Origin of the sequence: Actinocrinis sp. (assembly GCF_035605935.1) — a bacterium.
Taxonomy (GTDB): Bacteria; Actinomycetota; Actinomycetes; order Streptomycetales; family Catenulisporaceae; genus Actinocrinis.
In genome coordinates this window covers 1-24,273 of sequence record NZ_DATNGK010000085.1, presented here as the reverse complement: position 1 = coordinate 24,273, position 24,273 = coordinate 1, and the positions used below count along the sequence as shown (strand labels likewise).

Annotated in this window: 19 protein-coding genes; 11 read left to right on the top strand and 8 right to left on the bottom strand. The window is 67.8% G+C overall.

All coding sequences use genetic code 11. The features are described from left to right. Nucleotides 1–56 precede the first annotated feature (56 nt). Entirely contained in the window at nt 57–1,976 is a 1,920-nt protein-coding gene (locus tag VN779_RS07765; RefSeq protein WP_325721625.1) for a cellulase family glycosylhydrolase, read from the bottom strand. 297 nt (nt 1,977–2,273) lie between these two features. Here VN779_RS07765 and VN779_RS07760 point away from each other — a divergent pair, with 297 nt between their 5' ends. From VN779_RS07760 to VN779_RS07735, 6 genes are all read left to right on the top strand, one after another. Then, nucleotides 2,274–3,302: a LacI family DNA-binding transcriptional regulator gene (locus VN779_RS07760; RefSeq protein ID WP_325721623.1), complete on the top strand. Its 1,029-nt coding sequence runs from the start codon at nt 2,274–2,276 to the stop codon at nt 3,300–3,302. Nucleotides 3,303–3,591: 289 nt separating this feature from the next. Beyond that, the gene (locus tag VN779_RS07755) at nt 3,592–5,253 is read left to right on the top strand and encodes an ABC transporter substrate-binding protein (protein ID WP_325721622.1); all 1,662 of its coding nucleotides are present in this window, start codon (nt 3,592–3,594) and stop codon (nt 5,251–5,253) included. Nucleotides 5,254–5,411: 158 nt separating this feature from the next. After that, nucleotides 5,412–6,392 (top strand): ABC transporter permease, encoded by a 981-nt coding sequence (locus VN779_RS07750; RefSeq protein ID WP_349260696.1) that lies wholly within the window; start codon nt 5,412–5,414, stop codon nt 6,390–6,392. Further along, a complete protein-coding gene (locus tag VN779_RS07745) occupies nt 6,393–7,352 on the top strand; it encodes an ABC transporter permease (RefSeq protein ID WP_325721618.1) in 960 nt (319 codons plus the stop codon). Then, nucleotides 7,349–8,407: an ABC transporter ATP-binding protein gene (locus VN779_RS07740; RefSeq protein ID WP_325721616.1), complete on the top strand. Its 1,059-nt coding sequence runs from the start codon at nt 7,349–7,351 to the stop codon at nt 8,405–8,407. Before VN779_RS07745 ends, VN779_RS07740 begins: the two co-directional genes overlap by 4 nt. Continuing rightward, the gene (locus tag VN779_RS07735) at nt 8,404–9,444 is read left to right on the top strand and encodes an ABC transporter ATP-binding protein (RefSeq protein ID WP_325721614.1); all 1,041 of its coding nucleotides are present in this window, start codon (nt 8,404–8,406) and stop codon (nt 9,442–9,444) included. The genes VN779_RS07740 and VN779_RS07735 overlap by 4 nt, the downstream gene beginning before the upstream one ends. A gap of 65 nt (nt 9,445–9,509) precedes the next feature. On the opposite strand, the gene VN779_RS07730 is transcribed toward VN779_RS07735, so the two are convergent. The 7 genes from VN779_RS07730 to VN779_RS07700 all read right to left on the bottom strand — a co-directional run bounded on the left by VN779_RS07730 (nt 9,510) and on the right by VN779_RS07700 (nt 19,297). Then, nucleotides 9,510–10,481: an acetylxylan esterase gene (locus tag VN779_RS07730; protein ID WP_325721612.1), complete on the bottom strand. Its 972-nt coding sequence runs from the start codon at nt 10,479–10,481 to the stop codon at nt 9,510–9,512. Between the two features lie 9 nt (nt 10,482–10,490). Then, nucleotides 10,491–11,393: a homocysteine S-methyltransferase gene (mmuM, locus tag VN779_RS07725; protein WP_325721669.1), complete on the bottom strand. Its 903-nt coding sequence runs from the start codon at nt 11,391–11,393 to the stop codon at nt 10,491–10,493. 748 nt (nt 11,394–12,141) lie between these two features. Further along, nucleotides 12,142–13,722: a Na+/H+ antiporter gene (locus VN779_RS07720; protein ID WP_325721611.1), complete on the bottom strand. Its 1,581-nt coding sequence runs from the start codon at nt 13,720–13,722 to the stop codon at nt 12,142–12,144. 133 nt (nt 13,723–13,855) lie between these two features. After that, nucleotides 13,856–15,559 (bottom strand): MFS transporter, encoded by a 1,704-nt coding sequence (locus VN779_RS07715; RefSeq protein ID WP_325721610.1) that lies wholly within the window; start codon nt 15,557–15,559, stop codon nt 13,856–13,858. Between the two features lie 134 nt (nt 15,560–15,693). After that, nucleotides 15,694–16,317, bottom strand: a complete 624-nt coding sequence (locus tag VN779_RS07710) for a TetR/AcrR family transcriptional regulator (protein ID WP_325721606.1) — start codon at nt 16,315–16,317, stop codon at nt 15,694–15,696. 35 nt (nt 16,318–16,352) lie between these two features. Beyond that, nucleotides 16,353–17,606 (bottom strand): acyl-CoA dehydrogenase family protein, encoded by a 1,254-nt coding sequence (locus VN779_RS07705; RefSeq protein WP_325721605.1) that lies wholly within the window; start codon nt 17,604–17,606, stop codon nt 16,353–16,355. A gap of 14 nt (nt 17,607–17,620) precedes the next feature. Next, a complete protein-coding gene (locus VN779_RS07700; protein WP_325721603.1) occupies nt 17,621–19,297 on the bottom strand; it encodes a long-chain fatty acid--CoA ligase in 1,677 nt (558 codons plus the stop codon). A gap of 103 nt (nt 19,298–19,400) precedes the next feature. Between VN779_RS07700 and VN779_RS07695 the strand changes: the two genes are divergently transcribed. The 5 genes from VN779_RS07695 to VN779_RS07675 all read left to right on the top strand — a co-directional run. Then, on the top strand, nt 19,401–20,462 hold the full coding sequence (locus tag VN779_RS07695; protein WP_325721601.1) for a phosphotransferase family protein: 1,062 nt from the start codon (nt 19,401–19,403) through the stop codon (nt 20,460–20,462). A 14-nt stretch (nt 20,463–20,476) separates the two neighbouring features. Further along, nucleotides 20,477–21,676, top strand: a complete 1,200-nt coding sequence (locus VN779_RS07690) for an acyl-CoA dehydrogenase family protein (protein WP_325721599.1) — start codon at nt 20,477–20,479, stop codon at nt 21,674–21,676. Further along, nucleotides 21,673–22,800 (top strand): acyl-CoA dehydrogenase family protein, encoded by a 1,128-nt coding sequence (locus VN779_RS07685; protein WP_325721597.1) that lies wholly within the window; start codon nt 21,673–21,675, stop codon nt 22,798–22,800. The genes VN779_RS07690 and VN779_RS07685 overlap by 4 nt, the downstream gene beginning before the upstream one ends. Before the next feature lie 479 nt (nt 22,801–23,279). Beyond that, the gene (locus VN779_RS07680; RefSeq protein ID WP_325721596.1) at nt 23,280–23,924 is read left to right on the top strand and encodes an N-acetylmuramoyl-L-alanine amidase; all 645 of its coding nucleotides are present in this window, start codon (nt 23,280–23,282) and stop codon (nt 23,922–23,924) included. 42 nt (nt 23,925–23,966) lie between these two features. Continuing rightward, nucleotides 23,967–24,273 (top strand): alpha/beta fold hydrolase (locus VN779_RS07675; RefSeq protein WP_414639608.1); only part of this gene is annotated, 307 nt, incomplete at its 3' end.

The window sequence follows — 24,273 nt, the reverse complement described above, 5'->3', positions numbered from 1 at the left end:
AAGTATCAGTGATCGACTCCGCAAGTCAATCAATGAGTTTCCTTCAAACGTTCGAATCAGCCCTCGAGCTTGACGATCCGCACTCCGAACGGCGGCAGCGTCACCGCGTCCTCGGCCAGCTTGCCGCCGCCGCGCACCGCAGGTTTCACGGTCAGCTCCTCGGCGGCCTGGCTGACGAACCACACCCACCGGGTGCCGTCCTCATGTTCGAGCACATCCACCGCCACCCGCGGCTCGTCCACCGTCACCGCCCTCGCGACGCCCGCGAAGTCCGCCAGCGCGTCGTACAGGTCTCGCGTCGGCTCGGGGTTGACCCGCGGCAGGTACGCGGCCATGTGCTCGATCGGATAGGTGCAGAACACCATCGAGCCGGCCCCGACGCGCCGGACCAGCAGCGCCGGGCGGCCCTTTCCGTCGACCGCGACGACCTCGGCGTCGGTGGGCAGCACCGGCAGCATCGCGCGGCTGTGCTCGTTGCCACCAGTGCGGAAACGCAACCTGCTGCCCTCGGCCAACGCGCCGAACGGCCGGACGAATTCGAACTCGAACTCGTCCTCCTCCACCGTGTCGACGAGCCCGTAGACGAGTTGGTGTTCGAACCCGAACAGGGTGTTCATCGCGGCGTGCCAAGGGCCGCGCTGATTGCCGTGCGCGCCGGCGAAGTAGGAGACGTACACCGTCGCGCCGTCCGCGGCCACATCAGCCAGCGCGTACCACGTCGGCGCGAGCAACTGCTTGGTCGAGGGCAGTAGGTAAAGCTTGGCGTCGGTGCCGATTCCGTCGCTTTCCCGCGCGACCGCTACCGGCAGATCCGCAAGCCGCGCCGCGATATAGGCCTGGCCGAGCGTCAGGCACAGCTCAGGCCGATCCCTACCCGGCTCGGTGAACGGGTACTCGGTGTCAAGATATGAACTTACAACCAACGCTGTCTCGGCGGGGGTACGGTGCAGCCGCGGGAAGTCGACCTGTGCCAGCACGTCGGCGAACGCGCGCAATTCGGCCAGCTGCGGCTTCGGTGTGCCCTGAGCGTCGGTCAGCCCGAAGTGCAGCTCGAACGGATGGTGTCGGTAAGGGTCCTGATGTTCGAGCCCGTCGAAGTCGGTGTTGTTCCAGGCGCCCCAGCCGGTGGCCCCGGCCAGCAGCGAGTTGTGCAGTGTCTGCCGGTAGAAGTGCGCGCCGTTCGCGTCGGAGACGAAGTCCGAGGTGAGCCCGAACTCCTCCAGGATCACCGGCAAACCGAACGAGCCGGCCAGCTCGCAGATCCAGGCGGCGGTGTAGTGCTGACGCACCGGGTCGTTGCCCATCGGATAACTGTGCGGGCCGAGGAAGTCGCACAGCCGCGCGGCGTCGCGCAGCCGGAATCCGTTGTCCTTGCCGGTGATCTCCAGCCCCCACGCTCCATCGCCGAGCGAGATCGGCTGGGTTCCGCCGCCGGCCCGCACCGCGTCGATGATCAGCTGCGCCCAGGAGGCGACCTGTTCGCGCGGGGCGTCCTCGCCGCCGTAGATCGGCATCTCGTTGGTCAGCAGCCAGCCGGCTACCGCGGGATGCGCGGCGAAGCGCCGGGCCATCTCACCGCCGAACCAGGCCTGTTGCGCGACCATCCACACGTCGCTGTAAAGGTCGCGGCCGCCGCGCCAGGCCGGGTCCCAGTTCTCCCCGGACATGTGCCCGACGATCAGCGTCGGGATCGTGTACATGCCCTGCTCGGTGTGCAGGTCGAGGAAGCGGGCGTAGTTCGCGCAGCACTCCTCGTCGACCCGGTTCGGTTCCGGCATGAAGTCCGGCCAGTAGAAGAACGAGCGAGTGAAGGTCAGCCCGTGCTCGTGCAGCACCGCGAGTTCCGTCTTGACCGTGTCCGCGTCGAACTGACGCCACATCAGCGGGCCGCCGCGGCGGGACCAGAAGTTCGCGCCGATCCACGGCGCGGGACTGGATCCGGGCTCGCCGGGCAGCCGGAGGGAGGGACGGTGCATGCGGGTCACGACCTTTCACGGGCGGGACTTGAGGCGCGTTCGGAGCGTCGGCACCCCTGGGCAGGGAGGCCGGTGGGTGCTATACCGGTTTAGTGGACCGTAATTCGGGCTGCCGCGCAAGAGCCATTCCCGGGTCGGGTGGTCGGCCGAACCCGGCCGGTGCTCTACCGCATATGTAACCTTCACGCCTCCCGGCGCGGCCACCCGCTGCGGTGAAGGCTGCGCTCTGAGTCGCCGCCGCACCGTAGACTGCCCACGGACGGTGGGGTTGCTGCTCGGTACTGGAGGTTGCACGAGGTGAAACGGCCGACGATCGCGGACATCGCCCAGCGGGCCGGGGTCACCAAGGCGGCGGTGTCCTTCGCGCTGAACAACCAGCCGGGGGTCTCGCCGACCACCAGGCAGCGAATTCTGGAGATCGCCCGGGAGATCGGCTGGCAGCCCAACAGCGCGGCGCGCGCCTTGTCCGACGGGCGGGCCGGAGCGTTCGGCCTGGTGATCGACCGTCCCGCCGGAATCCTCGGCGCGGAACCGTTCTTCATGCAGTTGATCGCGGGCATCCAGGGCGCGCTCGCGGAGGGGCATACCGCGCTGCTTTTCACCGTGGCCGAGGACCGGCAGTCGGAGATGGAGCTTTACCGCACCTGGTGGGCGCAGCGCCGGGTGGACGGGGTCTTCATGGTGGACCTTCGCATCGACGATCCGCGCATCGCGGTGCTGCGAGAACTGGCGCTGCCCACGGTGGTCGTCGGCGCACCCGAGGGCTCGGGCGGGCTTTCCGCGGTATGGACCGACGACGAGACGGCGGCCAAACTCGCGGTGGAGCACCTGGCCAAGCTCGGCCACCGGCGGATCGCCCGGGTTACCGGTATGACAGACCTCTGGCACACGCGCATCCGCACCGACGCCTTCATGCAGGCGGCGAGCGAGGCAGGTATCGAAGCGCACTGCGTCACCGCGGACTACACCGCGGAAGGCGGCGCCGACGCGACGACGGCGCTGCTGGCCGAGGCCGAACCGCCGACCGCGATCGTCTACGACAATGACTTGATGGCTGTCTCCGGGCTCGGTGCGGCGCAGCGGGCCGGGGTCGACGTGCCCGGTGAGCTGTCCGTGGTCTCGTGGGACGACTCGGTGCTTTGCCAACTCGTGCATCCAGCGCTCACCGCCTTGCGCAGGGACGTGGTCGCGTACGGCGCGCACGCGGCGCAACGGCTGCTGGAACTGGCCGGCGGCGGCGCTCCAGGCTCGCGCGGCGAGCCACCGGCCGTGCTGACGCCGCGGGCGTCCAGCGCGCCGCCGCCCGCCCGCCGCCGCCGCCGCTGACACTGGCACTGGCACTGGCACGAACCGAGTCATAAGTCCGATTCTGTCCTTATTTCCGGTGCATCGTGCTTGATCGGCGAATGTTTCTTTCCACCCTGCCCGGCCTGCGCGGCTCCGGCCGGTGCCCCGACCTGCCTGGTCCCAAATCCGCCGCTCCGCACTCTTGACGCTTAACCGGTTCAGTGCCAGCATCCGTGAACACTCGGCAATGCTGCGAACCGGTGGCAGCAGTACCCGCCTGGTTTGTGAATCCGCACCAAATCCTGGCGTAGCGAAGTGAGGCTCAACGATGAGATCTAGATGGCGCGCGGTATCCGCCCTGGTCCTGGCCCCGACACTGGCCGCAGCCGCGGCTTGCGGTAGCGGAGGCTCCGGTTCCACCTCAAGCTCCGGCCCGAGCGGCGTGCTCACCGTCGCCGCCGGCTCCAATCCGTTCGAAGCGAACTTCAACCCGTTCTCGCCGAGCGTGCAGCCCGGCAGCATCGGGATGATCTACGAGCCGCTGATGTACTTCAACCGAGCCAAGTCCGGCGACATCGAGCCCTGGCTTGCCAAGTCCTACACCTGGAACTCCGACGGCACCGCGATCACCTTCAAGCTGCGCACCGGCGTCACCTGGAACGACGGCAAGCCGTTTACCGCTGCGGACGTCGCCTACACGTTCAACCTCGACACCGACCCGGCGCTCAACACCAACGGCCTTCCGATCAAGAACGCCGTGGCGAACGGCGACGACTCGGTGACCATCAACTTCACCAAGCCGGCGTTTCAGAACCTGACTTACGTCGCCGGTCAGACCATGATCCTGCCCCAGCACATCTGGTCCACCGTCTCGGACAAGAAGACCTGGACCGACCCCAAGCCGGTCGGCACCGGTGCCTGGATGGTCAGCAAGATCAACAGCCAGGTCATGGTGTACGCCGCGAACCCGCACTACTACCAGGCCGACATGCCGCATTTCAAGACCGTCAGGTTCCTGGAGTACAGCACCAACGCGACCGCGGACCAGGCCATCGAGTCCGGCTCGCTCGACTGGGCGGGCGGGTTCATCCCGGACATCAAGAAGAACTACCTGGCGAAGAACCCGAAGTACGCCCTCGAGGACATCCCGCTCTCGGTGACCTATCTGATGCCCAACTACAAGCAGGGCCCGACCGCGGACAAGGCCGTGCGCCAAGCGATCAGCCAGGCCATCGACCGCGACTTCATCAGCCAGTCCGTGTACAACGGGTACGCCCCGCCGACCAACCCGATGGACCTGCTGACCCCCAACTTCAACAACATCCTCGACCCCACCCTGGCCGGCCAGAGCTTCGGCAAGGCTGATCCCGCCGCTGCCAAATCCACGCTGCAGGCGGCCGGCTACACCCTCGGCTCGGACAATGTGTTCCGGGACAAGTCTGGCAAGCCGCTGAACATCTCCATCAAGGTCGTCACCGGCTGGTCCGACTACATCAGCATCCTGCAGATCGCGGAGCAGGAGCTGGCCGCCGCCGGTATCAAGCTGACCGTGGTGCCGGAGGCGTACGCCGCCTGGTTGCAGGACCAGAACAACGGCAACTTCCAGCTCATGATCGACAACTTCGGCTACACCTCCGATCCGTACACGTACTACAACCAGCTGCTCAACGGTTCAGTCGCGCCGCCGATCGGGAAGCTGGACCAGTTCGGCGACTACGGCCGCTACGACAACCCGCAGGTGGACTCGCTGCTCGTGGACATCGCCGGAACCGCCGACACGGCGAAGCAGAAGCAGGACTTCTACCAGATCGAGCACCTGGTGCTGCAGGACGTGCCGACCATCGCGCTGTTCGCGGCCCAGGACGAGATCGAGTTCAACGGGAACCACGTCAAGGACTTCCCGACCACGGACAACCCGTACGCCGCGCCGCCGATCTGGCTTCAGCCGGACGAAGGCTGGGCGGCCCTGCGTATCGCTCCCGCGAATTAAGCCGGCCCGACGTCGAATGACCTGACGCGGCACCGGCGCGCTTGAGCGGCGCCGCGTGTCCCGGGACGCACGGAGATTTTAACGTGCGCAGTGGGACACGCGGCCGCCGCGGCGCCTCGGGCCGTGATCGACCACACCTGAGGAGGCGGGACGTGCGCCTGCGCTACTTCGGCCGGAAACTCGGCTTCTACCTGGTGGCCGCATGGATCGCGATCACCTTGAACTTTTTCCTGCCCCGGTTGATCCCCGGCGACCCGGTCGCCGTGATCATCAGCAAGCAGTCGCAGACCGGCACTGTGCCGCCGGGCGAGGCGGACCAGCTGCGCAAGCTGCTCGGACTCAGCTCCGGAAGCTTGGCCAGCCAGTACGGGCAGTATCTGAACTCGCTGGCTCACCTGCGCTTCGGGCTGTCCATCACTTCCTTCCCGACTCCGGTGATCGATCTGGTGCGGCAGGGGATCTTGTGGACTCTGATCCTGGTGGGCATCGCCACGGTGATCAGCTTCCTGCTCGGCGTCGGGCTCGGCACGGTCATCGGCTGGCGGCGCGGCAGCAGGCTGGAGGCGATCGTCCCGGCCACCACGCTGCTGACCGCGGTGCCGTATTTCTGGCTGGCGCTGCTGCTGGTGTATCTGTTCGCGAACAAGCTCCAGTTCTTCCCCGCGCAGGGCGGATACGACGTCTCGCTCGACGTCGGCTGGAGCGGCGCCTTCATCTCTTCGGCGATCCAGCATTCACTGCTGCCCGCGATCACCCTGATCATCGCGTCGATCGGCGGCTGGCTGCTCGGGATGCGCAACATGATGGTCGCCACGCTCGCCGAGGACTATGTGGTCGCGGCCGAGGCCAAGGGTCTGACCCCGCTGCGGGTCATGGCGAAGTACGCGGCGCGCAACGCCGTGCTGCCCAGCGTGTCAGGGTTCGCCATCTCCATCGGCTTCGTGGTCACCGGGCAGATCGTGATGGAGCAGGTCTTCAACTACCCCGGCATCGGCAACCTGCTGTTCAACGCGGTGCAGAACCAGGATTACCCGCTGATGCAAGGGGTCTTCCTGGCCATCAGCTTCGCCGTGCTGGGCGCGAACCTGCTGGCCGACCTGCTCTACGGCGTCATCGACCCGCGCACGAAGGAGGCGTAAGTGTCGGCTACAGTCACCACCCAGCTGGTGGAAGCACCGTCCGAGACCGTCGCTCGGGGCTCGGGCATGCTGCGCACCGCGCTGCGTTCCCGGCGTCTGATCGTCGGGCTCTGCATCGTCGGCTTCTTCGTCCTGCTGGGGATAGTCGGCCCGTTTCTGGTGGGCAACCCGAATCTGGTCAGTCTGGACCGCGCGGCCGCTCCGTCCGCCGCGCACTGGTTCGGCACCACGGACATCGGCCAGGACATCTTCGCGCAGACCGTGGTCGGCACCCGGATCACGCTGGAGATCGGCGCCGCGGCCGGACTCGTCGCCACCGCGATCTCGGTGATCATCGGGATCGGCGGCGGCTACGTGGGCGGCTGGGTGGACGAGATCCTGGCCCTGCTCTCCAATGTGGCCCTGGTCATTCCCACGCTGCCCCTGGTCATCGTGGTAGCCGCGTTCGTCAAGGACACCGGTCTGCTGCCAACCATCTTCGTGATCGCGCTGACCAGCTGGGCCGCGTCGGCGCGCGTGCTGCGCGGCCAAACCCTTTCGCTCCGCAACCGGGACTACGTACTCGCCTCCAAAGCCCTGGGCGAACCGGTCTGGCGCATCGTCCTGGTGGAGATACTGCCGAACGAGCTGCCGATCATCGTCTCGCAGTTCCTGTTCTCGATGATCTTCGCCATTCTCGCGCAGGCGGGCCTGGCCTTCATCGGTTCACAGAGCCCTGACCTGCTCAGCTGGGGCAACATCCTGTATTTCGCGCAGAACGCCGAGGCGCTCTCCTCCGGTGACTGGTGGTGGTTCGCGCCGCCGGGCCTGTGCATCGCGCTGCTCGGCGCGGGCCTGGCCCTGATCAACTTCGGGCTCGACGAACTGCTTAACCCGCGGCTGCGCGTGTACCGCGAACCGCGCGGCCGCCGCCAGGCGAAGGCGCTCAGCCCGGTAGTCGAAACGGAGATAGAGCAGTGATCACGACGACCGGAATCGAGGCCCTGCACGGCTCCGCGGGCCTAAGCACGGACATCGTCTTGCGCGCGAGCAACGTAAGTGTCGAATACGCCGGTCGCCGCCCGACCAAAGCCGTGCGCGACGTGTCACTCGAACTGCGTCGCGGCGAAGTGCTCGGCATCGTGGGCGAGAGCGGTTGCGGTAAGTCAACCTTCGCATATGCGCTGACCCGGATGCTGCGGCCGCCGGCCCGGATGACGGCCGGCGTCGTCGAGTACTTCGACCGGGACGGCGAGAGCGTGGACCTCGCCACCCTGGAGGGCGACCGGCTGCGCGATTTCCGGTGGAACAAGATCGCCATGGTGTTCCAGAGCGCCATGAACGCGCTGAACCCGGTGACCAGCGTCGGCAGTCAGATGGACGACATCTTCCGGACGCACCGGCCGGGCATGGACAAGGCCGCGCGCCGAGCCCGCTGCGGCGAACTGCTGGAGATGGTGGGCATCGACGCGAGGCGGCTGCGCTCCTACCCGCACGAGCTGTCCGGCGGAATGCGCCAGCGCGTCGTGATCGCGATGGCGCTGGCCCTGGAGCCGCAGATCGTGGTGATGGACGAACCGACCACGGCCCTCGACGTGCTGGTCCAGCGGGAAATCCTGGACGAGGTCGAACGGCTGCGCGCGGAACTCGGCTTCTCAGTCATCTTCATCACCCACGACCTCGCCCTCCTCCTCGAAATCAGTGACCGCCTCGCTGTCATGTACGCGGGCCAGGTCGTCGAGTACGCCCCCGCTGAACAGGTCGCCACCTCACCCCTGCACCCCTACACCCGCGGCCTGCTGCGCTCGTTCCCCGACCTTCGGGGCGAGCGGCGCGAAATGCACGGCATCCCGGGCAGCCCACCCGACCTGCGCACCGAACTGGCCGGCTGCCCCTTCGCGCCGCGCTGCGAGTCCGTCTTCGATCCTTGCCGCGACATGACCCCGCCGCTGCAAGCGCCGCCTCGTGCCTGGCCGGTCGCCTGCCACCTGCACGATCCCCGCTACGCCCGCACCACAGACGAGGCCGGCCGATGAGCGCCCTGACCGTGACCGACCTGACCGTCGACTACCGCCAGCACGGCAGCCGCCTGCGCGCGGTGGACGGTCTCTCCTTCGAGCTGGAACCCGGACAGACGCTAGCCCTGGTGGGGGAGAGCGGCAGCGGCAAGTCCACCGTCGTCAGAACCCTGAGCCGCTTCGTCAAGCCCAGCTCGGGCGAGATCGCGCTGGGCAGTGTGACCGACCGGCGACTGAGCCGCCGCGCCGAACGCAAGACCTACCACAAGACCCTTCAGCTGGTATTCCAGGATCCGTTCGCATCCCTCAACCCGATGCACACGGTCGCGCACCACTTGCGCCGGCCCCTTATCCTGCACGGCGGCCACCGGCGCGGCCCGAAGCTCGACGCCGCGGTGCTGGACCTGCTGCGCTCCGTCAACCTCACCCCGCCGCAGGACGTGGCACGCAAGCACCCGCACGAGCTGTCCGGCGGCCAGCGCCAGCGCGTCGCCATCGCCCGGGCCCTGGCCACCAACCCGAAGGTGCTGCTGGCCGACGAACCCGTGTCAATGCTCGATGTCTCGATCCGGTTGGAGATCCTCAATCTCCTCGACCACCTGAAACGAGACCGCGATCTCGCGCTGCTCTATGTCACGCACGACCTGGCGACCGCGCGGCACTTCTCGTCGCAGATCATGGTGATGTACCGGGGAGAGGTGGTCGAGCGCGGGCCGAGCGATCAGGTGATCCTGAACCCGGCGCATCCGTACACGCAGTTGCTCGCCTCCGCGGCGCCGGACCCGAGGCTGACCCGCGCGCAGCTGGCCGATGCCCGCACGCAACGAGCCCAGCTACGCGATTCTCGCGTCGCCGAGCATCGGGAATCAGTGGTCGATGAGGGCTGCCGGTTCCGCGGCCGCTGCCCGTTCGCGATGGAGGTCTGCGCGACCCGGCCGCCGGACCTGCCGGCGGCGAAGGGCGCCGTCAACGGCTCGGCGGCCGGCCATGTCGCGCGTTGCTGGTTGCTTGACGAGTCGGCGGCGGCCGCACCTGCCGCCGACTCGTCGAACTAACAGGGTTCTTACCCGCGGATTCCGTTACACCGGACCGGCGCCGTTACGACGCCGGTCCGGTGTGACTACTTGGTCACCGACGCAGCGAACGAGAACGCAGCCGGCATGTGGTGGGCCTGCCCACCCTCGTGCCCGTTGTACGTGTAGACCGTGATCTCTTTCGATCCCGCGTAGTGGTTGTACGACGCGTAAACCGTCGACGGCGGGCAGATGTCGTCCATCAGCGCGACCGAATACAGCGCCGGAGTGGTCGCCCGCGCCGCGAAGTTCAGCCCGTCGAAGTAAGACAGGGTCCTGAAGACCTGCTCGACCTTGTCGCGGTGCACCTTGCAGAAGTTCGCGATCTCCTTGTACGGATAGCCATCCGTGATCTCGGTCGCGCGCCGGAAGTGCTGGAGGAAGGGCACGTCGGTCAGCACACCGGCGAGGTCGGTCACAAGTCCTGCGACCGCGATCGAAAGGCCGCCGCCCTGGCTGCCGCCATGCACCACGACACGCGACCCATCCACGAACGGATGAGTCCGCGCAGCCTCGACCGCGCGCACCGCGTCGGTGTAGAGCCGGCGGTAGTAGTAGGTATCCGGGGCGAGGATCCCCCGCGTCATCACGCCGGGATAGGCCGGGCCGTTGCCGTCGGAGAAGTCGTCCGGGGTGTCGCCGACCGACCACGAGGCGCCCTGGCCGCGCGTGTCCATGATGAAGTGCGCGTATCCGGCGCTGGCCCAGAGCAGCCGCTCGAAGTGCAGGCCGCGCCCGCCGCCGTAGCCGATGTACTCGACGATAGTTGGAAGCGGTCCCGTCGCCGACGCAGGACGCAGCATCCACCCCTTAATGGGCTGACCTCGGTAACCGCGAAAGGTCACGTCCTCCACCACAACGGTGCTCAACGCGGTTTCTACCTGCTCGAACACGGCGTCGATCGGGTGCGAGCGCGCCGAGGCGAGTGTGTCGGCCCAGAACGCCGCGAAATCCTCCGGTTCCGTGCGCGCCGGGACGTAATCCACGAGTTCTTCCAGGTCCTTGTCTACGAACGCCATGTTCAGACCTTACCGGGGGGTCGAGCCGCTGGGATACGCCTCTTTCAGCACTTGCGCGACCGCGCTGATTCCCGCGGGACCGACCCGGCAACAGCCCCCGACCAGCCGCGCTCCAGCCTGCACCCACGTGCGCACCAGGTCCGTGTCGAACGTATTCGATCCCTTCCACGCGCGCGTCGCTGCATCCCACGTCTCACCGCTGTTTGGATAGACGACCACTGGCTTACTCGTCACAGTTGCGGCAAGCTCCACGGCCGCCGTGACGTCCTGCGGCGCGCAGCAGTTGACCCCGATCGCGATGACCGAATCCACTGACTCAGCAAGGGCGAACGCATCCTCCAGCGGCTGCCCGGCGCGCGTGCGCGATCCCGAAACGGTGTACGAGAGCCAACTCGGCAGACCCAAAGCACCGACGACCCGCAGCATCGCTTCGGCCTCATCGATATCTGGCACGGTCTCCAGAGCAAGAACATCAGGCGCGGCCGCCGCCAGCGCCTCGATGCGCGGCCGATGGAACCGTTCAAGTTGCGCCACGGTCAGCCCATAGCGCCCGCGGTACTCCGAGCCATCCGCCAGCACCGCGCCGTAAGGACCCACCGACGCTGCGACATAACAAGGCCCAGCCCGCCGCGCCAACTCAACGCTGAGGCCGAACAGCGCCGCAGCCTGCTCACGCCGGATTCCCTTTTGCGCAAAGCCGCCGAAGCTCGCCTGGTAGCTGGCCGTGATAGCCACCTGAGCGCCCGCCGCGACATACGCCTCGTGCGCCGCGACGATCGCCGCCGGATCGTCCGCGAGCAGCCGCGCCGACCACAATGCGTCCGACAGATCGTGGCCCGCCGATTCGAGTTGATTGGACATCCCGCCGTCGAGCACCAGCGGTCCAGCGGCCAGCGCGTCCGCAAGTGTCATCACACATTGATCCTAAACCCGACCAATCCCGCTGCAATTCGACGCTAACCAATCGCCGACTGTCCCGTTCAACTGGACAACCTGCCTTTCCCCGCCCTCGAACCGCCGCCCGCCGTCCCGCTTTTCCCCCAATAAAGCCCCGCGATGACATCTCCGCTACGCGGCTGGACTACAGCGGCGAGTCTCGTTTAAAGCGGCGCTGGACCACAGACGCCCTTGCGCGCTGGGTGTCTCGCGATAGCTTCGCCGACGGCGGATGAGGGTAACGCGGGACACGCGTGCACAGGTTTTTCACTTGAGCACGCGCAAACGGGCCGCACGCACCACCGGCTCAAGTCCGCAGGAAGCTGGAAAGTGCAGCGCGGCAGCGAAGGTGAAGTGGTGCGGAGCGCACCGACCGGACACCGGTACCTCACCCGAGCGCAACCGCATGCGGCGTGACAAGCAGAACCGGCAGGTCCGCTAGTACCCGCCTTTCTGAAAATCCGTGCACGCGTGTCCAGCGTTACCCTCAACCGCCGTCGGCGAAGCTATCGCGAGACACCCAGCGCACAAGGGCGTCTGTGGTCCAGCGCCGCTGTAAACGAGACTCGCCGCTGTAGTCCAGCCGCGTAGCGGAGATGTCATCGCGGGGTTTTATTGGGGGAAAAGCGGGACGGCGGGCGGCGGTTCGAGGGTGAGAAAGGCAGGTTGTCCAGTTGAGCGGGACAGGCAGCGGCTCGTTGGTTGTCCAGTTCAGCGGGACAGATCAGTGCCGCTCGGTGCGCAGATCCAGGCGGCGCATCACGCGGTCGACCAGTTCCGGGTCGGAGCCCGGTTCGGCGCGTGCGGCGAGCAGTTCGCGTCGGCCTGCCGCGATCATCTCCTGGTCCAGGGCTTGGAGCTGCTTGACCTCGCCGTAGCGCTTCTTGGCCGCCGCGCGCATCTCATCGTCGACCGATTCGGGAAACGCCTGGGCTAGGCGCCCCTGGCGTCGGTTGGCCAGTCGCTCGTACAGCTCGTCGGGCACCGAGCCGGACTCGGCGGCCCTGTTGAGTTGGCGCAGCTCCGCCTTGGCGACCCGGTACCACAGCCGTTTCTCGGCCTCTCGCTCCGCCTGATCGTCCGCGTCGACTCGCAGGAGGCGGACCAGGACCGGCAGGGTCAGCCCTTGGACGACCAGGGTGAACAGGACGACTGCGAACGCGGTGAACAAGAGCGCGTCGCGGCCAGGGAACTCTTGTCCACCTTCGACGGTGAGCGGGATCGCGAGTGCCAGCGCGACAGTGACCACACCGCGCATCCCGGCCCACCACATCACCACGGTTTCGCGCCACGTGATCGGTTTGTCGTCTGCCTCGGCTCGGCCCATCCGATTCGCCAGCCAGGCGGCCGGCAACAGCCAGGCGAGCCGCGTGAATACGACGACTGCGACAACGGCGAACGCGTCACCGAGCAACGAGGTCCAATGATCGCCGACGTCCCGCACGACGACGTACAGCTCCTGTCCGATGAGCCCGAACGCGAAGCCGGTCACGAGTAGCTCGACGATGTCCCAGAAAGCCGTGCCCACTAGTCGATACGCGACGTCGTCGGCGTCGATCTTGTCGGAGAGGTACAGCCCGTATACGAGTACTGCGAGTACGCCCGACCCGTGCAGGTGATCGGCCGCGACGTAGGCGGCCGTGGGAATGAGGAGGCTGAGACTCACTTGGAGGGTCGCGTCGCCGAGCAGGCTCATCGCCCGGTTCGAGCCCCAGCCGAGGACAAGTCCGACGACGACTGCGATCAGCGCGGACAGGGCGAACTCGCCGATCGCCTCCCAGCCGGAGAAGTGGTGCGAGACCACGGACGTGACCGCGACGCTGTAGATGACGACGGCGGTCACATCGTTGAACAGCCCCTCGGTTTCCAGGGTGCTGATCAGCCGGCGCGGCAGGCTCAGATCCCCGGCGACCGCAGTCGCGGCTACCGGGTCCGGCGGCGAGATGAGCGCGCCGAGCAGTACCGCCACGCCGATCGGCAGGCCCGGATTGAGCACGCTGAAGACCCCGGCGACCGCGGCGGTGGTGACCAGGACGAGGAGGATCGCCAGCAGTAGCACCGTGCGCCAGCTCGCCTTGAACTGCCGCCAGTGGGTGCGCCTGGCCGCGGCGAACAACAGCGGCGGCAGCACCAGCGGCAGGATCAGGTCGGGCCGGATGTTGGGGTTCGGCACCTGCGGCAGCAGCGCCATCGCAGCGCCGAACAAGGTCATCAGCACCGGAGAGGGAAGCCCGATCCGGCGTCCTATCGGCACGGAGAAGATCGTGGCCAGGCCGATCACGAAAAGAATGGTCAGTTGGTCCACACGGGCTCCTCCTGTCGGGCCGGTCGGTGGCCGGTTCGGCGGGATACCCGTGATGCTATCCGGATGGTAGTCGTCTAGGGCGAATTGTCCGGCTCCCGTCGGCCGGGGCGGCGGCCGACGGGCACCGGGAGGGTTAAGCGGAGGCGGTCTCGCCGCCGAGCTGGGCCAACTGTTCGCTGATCCGCTGTTCGTGCGCGGCGACGTCTTCGCGCGCCTTGCGTGGGCTCCAGCGTCCCGCCATCAGGAAGATCGCCGGGATGAACACCGCCTCGCCGCCGAGGCACACCCACCACCAGGTCTGCCAGTTCTTCGGGTTCTGCGCGGCCGCTTGCTGTACCGCGGGGCCGTACTGGCTGAGGATGGCGAGTTGGGGCGCCGCTTTTTGGACCGCCAGGAGGTTGGGGATGCCGACTTCCTGCACGGCTTGGGCTTGGAGGGCCGGGGGGATCTGGTTAGGCGGGTACTGCTGTAGTTGGGCGAAGAGCTTCGGGTGCTGCTGCACGATCGCCAGCGCGGGCCCGGCCTGCGCCTGCGCGGAGGCGACTTGCGCGCCGTGGTCGACCAGGGGAGTCGCGCTCGAGACGACGATCGGGAGGATCGCGGAGGAGATCGCGACGATGGCGCGGATGATCCAGCCGTACACGGCCAGTCCGGTCGCGGTGGCCGCCGGGTTACGCCGCTCGACGGTCTCGGTGAAGCTCGCCATCCACGGCGCGTAGGTGAAGCCGCCGAAGATGCCGATTCCGGCGACCAGCAACGCGAAGGTGTAGTAGCTGGTCTGTGGCCGTGTTGCGGCGAGGGCGAACGGGATCAGGACGGCAATCGATGCTAGGGCGCCGATGACCATGAACGGTTTGCGTACCTTGGCCCAGTCAGAGAGCAGGCCGACGACAACGAGGCTCACCGCGTTCGCCGCCCAATACCAGTTGAGCAGCCCGGCTGTTCGTTGGACTGTGTAGCCGAACGTGGTGACGAAGTAGACGGTGAACGAGCCCACCGCGGCGAAGTAGAGGAGCAGGAAGAGGCTGATCGCGAGGGCGGAGGAAAGGATGTCCGTGCGCAGCATCTGGCGCCAGTGGCCGCGCAGGGCGGTTTCGGTGTCGAGGCCCTGGGCGCGGGCTTCGATCAAAGCTCGGTCACGCAGGCTCACCATGATCTGGTCGCGCAGTTGGGGAGACAGTTCGCGCAGACCGAAGAGCGCGATGACGAACACGAGTAACCCGGCCCAGCCGGCGTAGCGGAACTCGTCCTGCCACGTCGTCGAGCCCGAATACGTGTGACTGGTCACGGCTGTGACGACCAGGCTGCCGACGACCGGACCCATGGTCCAGAAGCCCATCGCGGAAGCGCGCCCCAGTTGCGGGGAGAAGTCGCGCACCAGGGCGGGTGTCGTGACCAGGATGATGCCCTCGACGAAGCTGACCAGGGCGATCAGGAACAGGAACATGCCCTTGGAACCCGCGTTGGGGACCGCGAAGGCGACCAGCGCGCCAGTGATCAGCAGTCCGTAGACGGTCAGGTTCGCCCGGCCCCAGCGATCCGCGAGCCCGGCGAGCAGCGAGGCGAATGCGCCGACCGCATTGCCGACGACCGATACGTACACGAAGAACGTGAACGTCATGTTGTAGTGCGTGATGATCGCGGTCGATACCGCGTACTGGATATAGAGCTCGTAGTAGAGCACGACGGTCGCGGCGACCACGATCGCGAGGTACGCGTACCGAGCCGCGGTGTCGGGGTATCTGGTCAGCTGCCGGTGCCACAGGACGTTCGTGGCTCGGGGCGACGCGGGACGTGGTGCGGGAGTGGGAATTCCTTCCGTTGCCGAAGCGGACATTGCGCTGACCTCCTGAGCGAAGGACTCACCAACCGCACGGCGTTGTGCGGCGGCGTGAGCGTAGTACCGACCGGACGGTATGGCTAGATGGGGTGGATGCGGTATTCGTCCGGCGGTAGGGCAGGAGCGGTGAACTACTCGGGGCGTAGCGAGGCGAGGAAGAGGTCGGCGTAGTGTTCCGCGATCTGCCGCCTGGTCAGGCCGCCCTCGCGGTGGTACCAGGTGCCCAGCTGATTGACCGAACCGAAGAAGAAGTGCACGGCCAGATCCGCCGGCACATCCTTGCGAAACGCCCCGTCCCGCTGGCCTTCCTCGACCAGCGCGCGGAACCGCTCGTGGTAGCGCCGCCGCTCGGCCCGGACCTGCGTGCGCTGCGGATTCGGCAGCATGTGGACCGAGCGGAAGGAGACGATCGCCTCCTCGATCGAGTCGAGGGTGCTTTCGACGACGTCGGCGGCGGCCGAGCGGACTCGTTCGGCGGCTGTGCCTGGGCCGTTGGCGATCGCGTTCAGGCGCTCGGTCTGGCGGCCGAGCAGCCGGTGGTAGATCTCATAGAGCAGGTCGTCCTTGGACGCGAAGTAGTGGTACATCGCGCCCTTGGTCACGCCGGCGGCGGCCACGATCTCTTGGACCGAGGTCCCTTCGACGCCTTGCGCGGCGAACAGGCGCAGCGAGGTGGCGATCAGGCGCTCCTGGACCGGTAGCCGCGCGAGGTCGGGAGTCGGGGAGGGAAGCTCCTTGATCGGTGTGCGTGGCATGTCAGCAAGGGTATCGACAGACGTCGGACGGGCCGTCATACGTTGCTGCCTGGGCGGTCAAGGCTCTGCTGGTTCAAATACGGCTTGAGTTCGGTACGCGCGACGGACCGGATGTGTACCTCGTCGGGTCCGTCGGCGATGCGGAGGGTGCGCAACGCGGCCCACATCGCGGCCAGCGGCGTGTCGTCGCTGACGCCCGCGCCGCCGTGCGTCTGGATCGCCTTGTCGACGACGTCCAGCGCCACGCGCGGCGCGACCACCTTGATCGCGGCGATCTCGGTACGCGCGCTCTTGGTCCCGTAGCGGTCGATGAGCCACGCGGTCTTGAGTGTCAGTAGCCTGGCTTGCTCGATCGCCATGCGGGACTCGGCGATCCACTGCTGGACGACGCCTTGCGCGGCCACCGGCTTGCCGAAGGCGACGCGGCTGACTGCGCGCTGGCACATCAGCTCCAGCGCCCGCTCCGCCATGCCGAGCGCTCGCATGCAGTGGTGGATGCGGCCGGGGCCGAGCCGCGCCTGCGCGATCGCGAAGCCGCTGCCTTCCTCTCCGATCAGGTTGGCGGCCGGGACGCGAACGCCGTCGAACACGATTTCGGCGTGGCCGTGCTGGTCCTGGTAGCCGAAGACCGGCAGCGCGCGGACGATCTTCACGCCCGGAGCGTCGAGCGGGACCAGAATCATGGACTGTTGCTGGTGCGAGGGGTTGTCGGGAGCGGTTTTGCCCATGACGATGAGGATCTTGCAGCGTGGGTCCATCGCGCCGGAGGTCCACCACTTGCGGCCGGTGACGATGTACTCGTCGCCGTCCCGCTCGATCCGGGTCCTGATATTCGAGGCGTCCGAGCTGGCGACCTCGGGTTCGGTCATGCCGAAGCCGCTGCGGATCTCGCCGCGCAGCAGCGGGGCGAGCCAGCGTTCCTTCTGCTCGGGAGTACCGAACAGGTGGAGGACTTCCATGTTGCCGGTGTCGGGCGCGGCGCAGTTGAGGGCTTCCGGCGCGAGATCGATCGAGCGGCCGGTCAGCTCAGCCAGCGGTGCGTAATCGGTGACCGAGAGCCCGTGGTGTGGCTCGTTGGCGTCCGGGAGGAAGAGGTTCCACAGACCGCGTTCGCGTGCGGCGTTCTTGAGGTCCTCGACGATCGGCGGTACGCGGTGTACGTCCCCGGCTTCGACGAGCGCGCGGCGCTGCGCCGCATACACGGGTTCGGCCGGGTAGATGTGGCTGTCCATGAACGCCTGTAGGCGGTCCAGGTACTCCTTGGCGCGGGGGCTCGGCTCGAAGTCCATCGCAGACTCCTGTCTTATGCGCCGGTGTTGGCGTCGGTGTGCGGGATGGTGTCGAGCTTGTGCACGTCCAGCGCGCCGTCGCGGTGCCGGGCGCGCAGCACCTTCTTGTCGAACTTGCCGACCGTGGTCTTCGGTACCTCGTCGATGAAGGTCCAGTAGTCAGGGACCTGCCACCGGGCGACCTTCCCGGCGAGGAAGACGGCGAGGGCTTCGGGCGTGGCCTCGGCTTCGGGCTTGAGCACGACGCAGGCGAGTGGGCGCTCGTCCCACTTGGGGTCGGGAATCGCGACCACGGCGGCTTCCAGGACGGCGGGGTGTGCCAGCAGCTGGTTTTCCAGGTCGACCGAGGAGATCCATTCGCCGCCGGACTTGATCAGGTCCTTGACGCGGTCGGTGATCTGGAAGTAGCCGCGGTCGTCGATGGTGCCGAGGTCCCCGGTGCGCAGCCAGCCGTCGTGGAACTTCTCCGGCGCGGGATCCCGATAGTACGAACCGGTGATCCACGGGCCGCGCACCTCGATCTCGCCGACCGACTCGCCGTCCCAGGGCAGCTCGGCGCCGCCGTCCACGTCGACGACGCGCATTTCGACGCCGGGCGCGACCCGGCCGGACTTGAGCCGCCACTCGACGTCCTCCGGGGTGCCCGGCTCGACCCCGGCCGGCGGGTGCGCCATTCCGGCTACCGGGCTGGTCTCCGTCATACCCCAGCCCTGGATGATCCGCAGCCCGTAGCGCTGTTCGAAGGCCTCGATCATGGCGCGCGGCGCGGCTGAACCGCCCGAGGTCGCCATGCGGAGCGAGGAAAGATCGATGGGCCGGGCCTCGCCGTAGTTGAGGATCCAGTTCCAGATGGTGGGGACGGCGGAGGCGACAGTCGAGCGCTCGGCCTCGATGAAGTTGACCAGTCCGTCAGGGCCCATATGCGGGCCGGGCAGGTGCAGCGTCGTGCCGTTGAAGAACGCACCGTACGGGATGCCCCAGGCGTTGACGTGGAACATCGGCACGATCGTCAGGATCCTGTCGGACTCCGTGGTGCCGGCCATGCAGGCGGCCTGCCCAGCCAGCGCGTGCAGGAAGTTCGAGCGGTGCGAGTAGACCACGCCCTTCGGGTCACCGGTGGTCCCGCTGGTGTAGCACATCGCGGCGGCGGATCGTTCGTCGAGCTCGGGCCAGTCGTAGCCGGGTTCTTCGGCGGCGAGGACCTCTGAGTACCGCAGCACTTTGACGCCGGCGGGAACGCTGGCGAAGAGGCCGAGGTCTGCCTCGCCGACCACGATGTACGCCTCGACGTCGGTCAGTCCAGGTGCGATCGCGGCCAGCAGCGGCGCCAGGCTGCCGTCCACGATGATCACCCGGTCGCCGGCGTGCTGGATGATGTGCGCGACCTGATCGCCGGGCAGTCGTATGTTGAGCGTGTGCAAGACCGCGCCCATGCAGGGAACCGCGAAGTAGGCCTCCAGGTGCTCCTGCGTGTTCCAGCAGAAGGTGCCGACCCGATCGCCCGCGCCGACGCCGAGGCGGGCCAGCGCGGCGGCCAGTCGTTCGGCGTTGCGCGCGACCTCGGCGTACGTCGCGCGGCGTGCCTTGGTGCCTTCCCAGGTGACGCACTCGCTACCGCCGTAGATGCGCGAGCCGTGCCGCAGGATCGAGGTGATGGTCAGCGGGTAGTCCTGCATCGTGCTGGAGATCATCCTGGGCGCCTTCCGCCATTGGTAGGGCTAGCCGACGTACCGACTAGTCGGTACTGTTCCACCGAGCCGTACTCCGTGCAACCCCCGAGCGAGAGACCCGAGCATGAGCAATCCGGACCACGCCGACCCGCCGGGTCTCGCGCTCTCGCCGCTGCGCGCCTACCTGGCCGAACACGCGGCGCAGCTGGGTGTCGGGGCCGGGGACGGAGCGCTGAGCGCGCAGCTGATCGCGGGCGGCAAGTCGAATCTGACGTATGTGCTGAGCGGGCAGCGGGACGGCGCTTCGGCTTCGTGGGTACTGCGGCGACCGCCGCTGGGGCACGTGCTGGCGACCGCGCATGACATGACGCGCGAGTTCCGGGTTCTGGCCGCGTTGGCACCGACCGGCGTGCCGGTACCCGCGGTGCACCTGCTGTGCGAGGACCCTGACGTGATCGGCGCGCCGTTCTATGTGATGGAGTTCGTCGAGGGCACGGTCTATCGGGAAAAGTCGCAGACCACTGCGTTGACCGCTGAGCGTGCGCGTGCGATGTCGTGGGCGCTGGTGGACGTGCTCGCCGACCTGCACGCGGTGGATCCGGCAGCGGTTGGGCTCGGCGATTTCGGTCGGCCCGAAGGCTATTTGGAGCGGCAGGTCGCGCGCTGGGGCAAGCAACTGGCGGCCTCGCGCAGCCGTGAGGTGCCCGGAATCGATGCGCTGCACGAGGCACTGGGCGAATCGGTGCCGAAGTCGCAGCGTGCTGCGATCGTGCACGGTGACTACCGGCTCGACAACGCGATCGTGGACGAGCAGGACCGTATCGCGGCAGTGCTTGACTGGGAGATGGCCACGCTCGGTGACCCTCTCGCGGATCTGGGATTGCTGTGCGTGTACTGGACTGAGTTGGAAACGCTGGGTGGCGGCGCGGCGCTGACCTCGGCGGTCGATAGCGACGCGGGTTTTCCGGCACAGGACGAGCTGGTCGAGCGGTACGCGTCGCGCAGTGGCCTCGACGTGACCCCGCTGCCCTGGTACATCGCGTTCGGTTACTTCAAGCTCGCCGTGATCGCGGAGGGCATCTACTACCGCTATCTGCAGGGGCAGACGGTCGGATCAGGCTTCGAAGGAATGGGCGGTCTGGTGCCCGCGCTGGTCCGGCGCGGTCTGGACACCCTCGCCCGGTGAGAAAGGAGGCTGCTATGTCGCTGCACGAGCGAATCAAAGCTCTGCTGGAGGAGCACGATCCGGCGAGCACGCCACGGACGGAGTTCCTGCGCGCACGGTTCGACGCGGGTTTGGCCTGGGTGCACTTCCCGGTCGGACTCGGCGGGCTCGACGCGCCGCGCGAGCAGCAGCGGATCGTCGATGAGGCGCTGGCTGCGGCCGGAGCCCCGGACAACGATCCGTACCGCATCGGCATCGGGCTCGGCATGGCCGCGCCGACGATTCTCGCGCACGGCACCGACGAGCAGCGCCGCCGGTTCCTGCGCCCGTTGTGGACCGGCGAGGAGGTGTGGTGCCAGCTGTTCAGCGAACCCGGCGCCGGCTCCGACCTCGCGGGGCTGGCGACGAAGGCGGTGCGGGAGGACGGTTCCGATGAGGGTTCTGACTGGATCGTGACCGGCCAGAAGGTATGGACCTCGATGGCGCACGAGGCGCGCTGGGCCATCCTGATCGCCCGCACCGACCCGAGTGTGCCGAAACACAAAGGCCTGACATACTTCGTCTGTGACATGACGGACCCCGGCGTCGAGGTGCGGCCACTGCGGCAGCTCACCGGCGAGGCGGAGTTCAACGAGGTCTTCCTGACCGGGGTTCGCATCCCCGATGCGCATCGGCTGGGGCCGGTCGGCGCGGGCTGGGCCGTGGCGCAGACGACGCTGATGAACGAGCGGGTCGCGATCGGCGGCGGCGCGCAGCCGCGCGAGGGCGGCGTGATCGGTGTGGTGGCGCAGGCTTGGCGCGAGCGGCCTGAGCTGCGTACCGCCGCGGCCCACGACGCGCTACTCGATCTGTGGGTGCAGGCGGAGGCCGCGCGGTTGACCGCGACAAGGCTGCGGCAGCAGTTGGCCGCCGGGCACCCGGGGCCGGAAGGCTCGGCGGCGAAGCTCGCGTTCGCGCGGCTCAATCAGGAGATCTCAGGGTTCGAGGTTGATCTGCTGGGCGAGGAGGGGCTGCGCTACGACGACTGGTCGAGCGATCGGTGGACGACCGACCGGCCGACCACGGTCGACTTCGCCGGCCGCGGCGCCGGGTACCGCTACCTGCGTGCGAAGGGCAACTCGATCGAGGGCGGCACCTCGGAGATCCTGCGCAACATCATCGCCGAGCGGGTGCTCGGCCTGCCCCCGGAGATCCGGGTCGACAAGGACGTCCCGTGGAAGGATCTGGCCCAGTGAGCCCCGTCGCACTGCTTTACTCAGAGGTCGAAGACGACCTGCGCGCCTCGGTGCGCGCGCTCTTGGCCGATCGCAGTCCGTGGAACGCCGTGCTGGCGCGCTGCGAGACGGATCAGCCTTATGACACGGCCCTGTGGAAGTCGCTCGCGGCCGATCTCGGATGCGCGAGTCTCGCGATCCCGGAGAAGTTCGGCGGCGCGGGTGCGTCATGGCGCGAGGCGGCGGTGGTGGCCGAAGAAGTCGGCCGCGCGGTCGCGCCGGTGCCGTTCCTCACTAGCTCGGTCGTGGCCACCGCGGCTGTTCTGGCGCTCGGGGAAGCTGCCGCGGACGCTGGCGAACTGCTGGATCGACTTGCTGCTGGCCGCGTGACGGTTGTTCTCGCAGTGCCCTTCTCTTACGCGCCGGATGCGGCCTTCCCGGAGGCGGTGCGCACTGATGAGGCCGGGCGGCTGTCGGGAGCTGTGCGGAGCGTGGCGGACTCGAGTGTCGCAGACCTCTTGCTCGTTCCGGCGGTGACGGAAGACGGTCCGGCGCTTTTCGTCGTCGAGGCTGACGATGAGGGACTTAAGCGCGACGGCGTGACCTCTTTGGATCTGACCCGGCCGCTTGCCGATCTCGCGTTCGCCGGCGTCGCCGGCCGTCAGCTCGCTTCCGGCGACGCGGCGGTGGCGGCGCTTTCCCACGCGCTTCGCGTGGGCGCCGCGGTGCTCGCCTCCGAGCAGCTAGGAATCGCAGAAGCCTGTCTTGAACTGTCTGTCGGCTATCTCAAAACCCGCTATCAATTCGGCCGCCTCATCGGCTCCTACCAAGGGCTCAAGCATCGCGCCGCCGACTTGTGGGCCTCGGTTGCGCAGGCCCGCGCCGTAGCCCGATACGCGGCCGCGTGCGTCGCGGACGACGACTCGGACGCGCCGGTGGCCGTCGCGCTCGCGCAGGCGTACTGCTCCGGAGTCGCGGTGCGTGCTGCGGAAGAATGCGTGCAATTCCACGGCGGCATCGGATTCACGTGGGAACACCCGGCGCACCTCTACCTCAAGCGGGCGAAGTCGGCGTCTATCGCGCTCGGCACGGCGGCCCGTCACCGTGCCGCGCTCGGGCAGTTAGTCGACCTGCCCGCCGCGTAGGCGCGGAAATCGCTGTCAGAGTACGCCGGGACGATCAACCAGGTCTTCAACGGCTGGATTGGCGACGTGCGGATCGTGAACCGCGCCCTGCGCCCTGATCAGTTCATGATCGCGTGACGCAGATCGCCTGCTGCCTGCGGTCAACGCAGCGTAATCGCCCAACACGGTGGATACCGGCGCGATCGACTCGCTAGGGTTGCCGGGTGACGACGCGAACGAAGGTAAGGCGCGCCCCGGCCGCCGCCACGGTTTTGCTGGCGGGTATTACGGCTTGGGCGTGCGCGGGCTGCGGTGGAGACGCGCACGCGACTCCCGCCGTGCTCGCCGCCGCCTCCGCGTCCTCAGCCGATAGCCTCAGCAGCTCTGCCAGCGCGAGTGCCGTGGCTTCCCCCGCTGCGTCGCCAAGCGTCAGCGCGCCCGCGTCCACGTCACCCTCCGCTGCGGCGCGGGCGAACGCCGCGGCCGGTACAGGTGGCCAGGTGATCGTCCTCGACCCCGGCCACAACGGCGGCAACGAAAGCCACGCGGCCGAGATCAACGAGCTGGTCCCGCAGGGCTTCGGCCAGGAAAAAGCCTGCGACACGACCGGCACCAACGGCGACGACGGCTATAGCGAGCACCAGTTCAACTTCCAGGTGGCGCTGCTGGTCCAGGCCGACCTCGAGCAGCGTGGCCTGCGCGTCATCCTGACCAGGAACAACGACAGCGGCGTCGGCCCCTGCGTCAACATCCGCGCCGCGATCGGCAACAGTGCGCACGCCGCGGCCGCCGTCTCCATCCACGCGGACGGAGGCCCGGCCGGCGGCCACGGCTACCAGCTGCTTGAGGCGCAGCAGTCGGTCGGCGGCTCATCAGTCGAGTCGGCATCGCACCGCCTCGCCGTCGCGATGCACGCCACCTTCAGCCAGGAATCCGGGCTGACTCCGTCCAACTACGTCGGATCCGACGGCTACGAACCGCGCGACGACATCGCCGGCCTGAACCTGACCACGGTGCCGAAGATCCTGGTCGAGTGCGGCAACATGCGCAACGCCTCCGATCTTGCTCTGGAAGAGTCGGCGTCGGGCCGGGCGCGCATGGCCAGGGCGATCGCGGACGGGATCCTGCGCTTCCTCGGACAGTGACCTCGGCTGGCGATGGGGATAGCGGAGGAACGGGACAGGGCGATGACTGCGCACGTGCGAGCGGCCGCGCCGACCGAGTCCTTCGTCGTCACCGATGACGGCTGCCGCCTCTGGACCGCTCGTCACGAGACCGCGAACGCCGCTTCGGAATTTGCGGAGGCTGGGCCGGATTCGGCCGCGATCCTCTGCCACGGCGGTCCCGGCTTCTGGGACACCCTCGCACCGGTCGCCGAGCTTCTCGCTGAGGGCGGGCCGGCCATCCGCTGGGATCAGCGCGGCGGGGGCCGCAGTCAGCATCAGGGGCCATACACGTTGCACCGGTTCATCGCCGACCTCGACGCGGTGCGTT

Bases quoted from the DNA above. Each gene is read 5' to 3' on its own strand.
- VN779_RS07765 (WP_325721625.1), bottom strand. From the start codon at position 1,976: ATGCACCGTCCCTCCCTCCGGCTGCCCGGCGAGCCCGGATCCAGTCCC.
- VN779_RS07755 (WP_325721622.1), top strand. From the start codon at position 3,592: ATGAGATCTAGATGGCGCGCGGTATCCGCCCTGGTCCTGGCCCCGACA.
- VN779_RS07735 (WP_325721614.1), top strand. From the start codon at position 8,404: ATGAGCGCCCTGACCGTGACCGACCTGACCGTCGACTACCGCCAGCAC.
- VN779_RS07730 (WP_325721612.1), bottom strand. From the start codon at position 10,481: ATGGCGTTCGTAGACAAGGACCTGGAAGAACTCGTGGATTACGTCCCG.
- mmuM (WP_325721669.1), bottom strand. From the start codon at position 11,393: ATGACACTTGCGGACGCGCTGGCCGCTGGACCGCTGGTGCTCGACGGC.
- VN779_RS07715 (WP_325721610.1), bottom strand. From the start codon at position 15,559: ATGTCCGCTTCGGCAACGGAAGGAATTCCCACTCCCGCACCACGTCCC.
- VN779_RS07710 (WP_325721606.1), bottom strand. From the start codon at position 16,317: ATGCCACGCACACCGATCAAGGAGCTTCCCTCCCCGACTCCCGACCTC.
- VN779_RS07705 (WP_325721605.1), bottom strand. From the start codon at position 17,606: ATGGACTTCGAGCCGAGCCCCCGCGCCAAGGAGTACCTGGACCGCCTA.
- VN779_RS07700 (WP_325721603.1), bottom strand. From the start codon at position 19,297: ATGATCTCCAGCACGATGCAGGACTACCCGCTGACCATCACCTCGATC.
- VN779_RS07695 (WP_325721601.1), top strand. From the start codon at position 19,401: ATGAGCAATCCGGACCACGCCGACCCGCCGGGTCTCGCGCTCTCGCCG.
- VN779_RS07690 (WP_325721599.1), top strand. From the start codon at position 20,477: ATGTCGCTGCACGAGCGAATCAAAGCTCTGCTGGAGGAGCACGATCCG.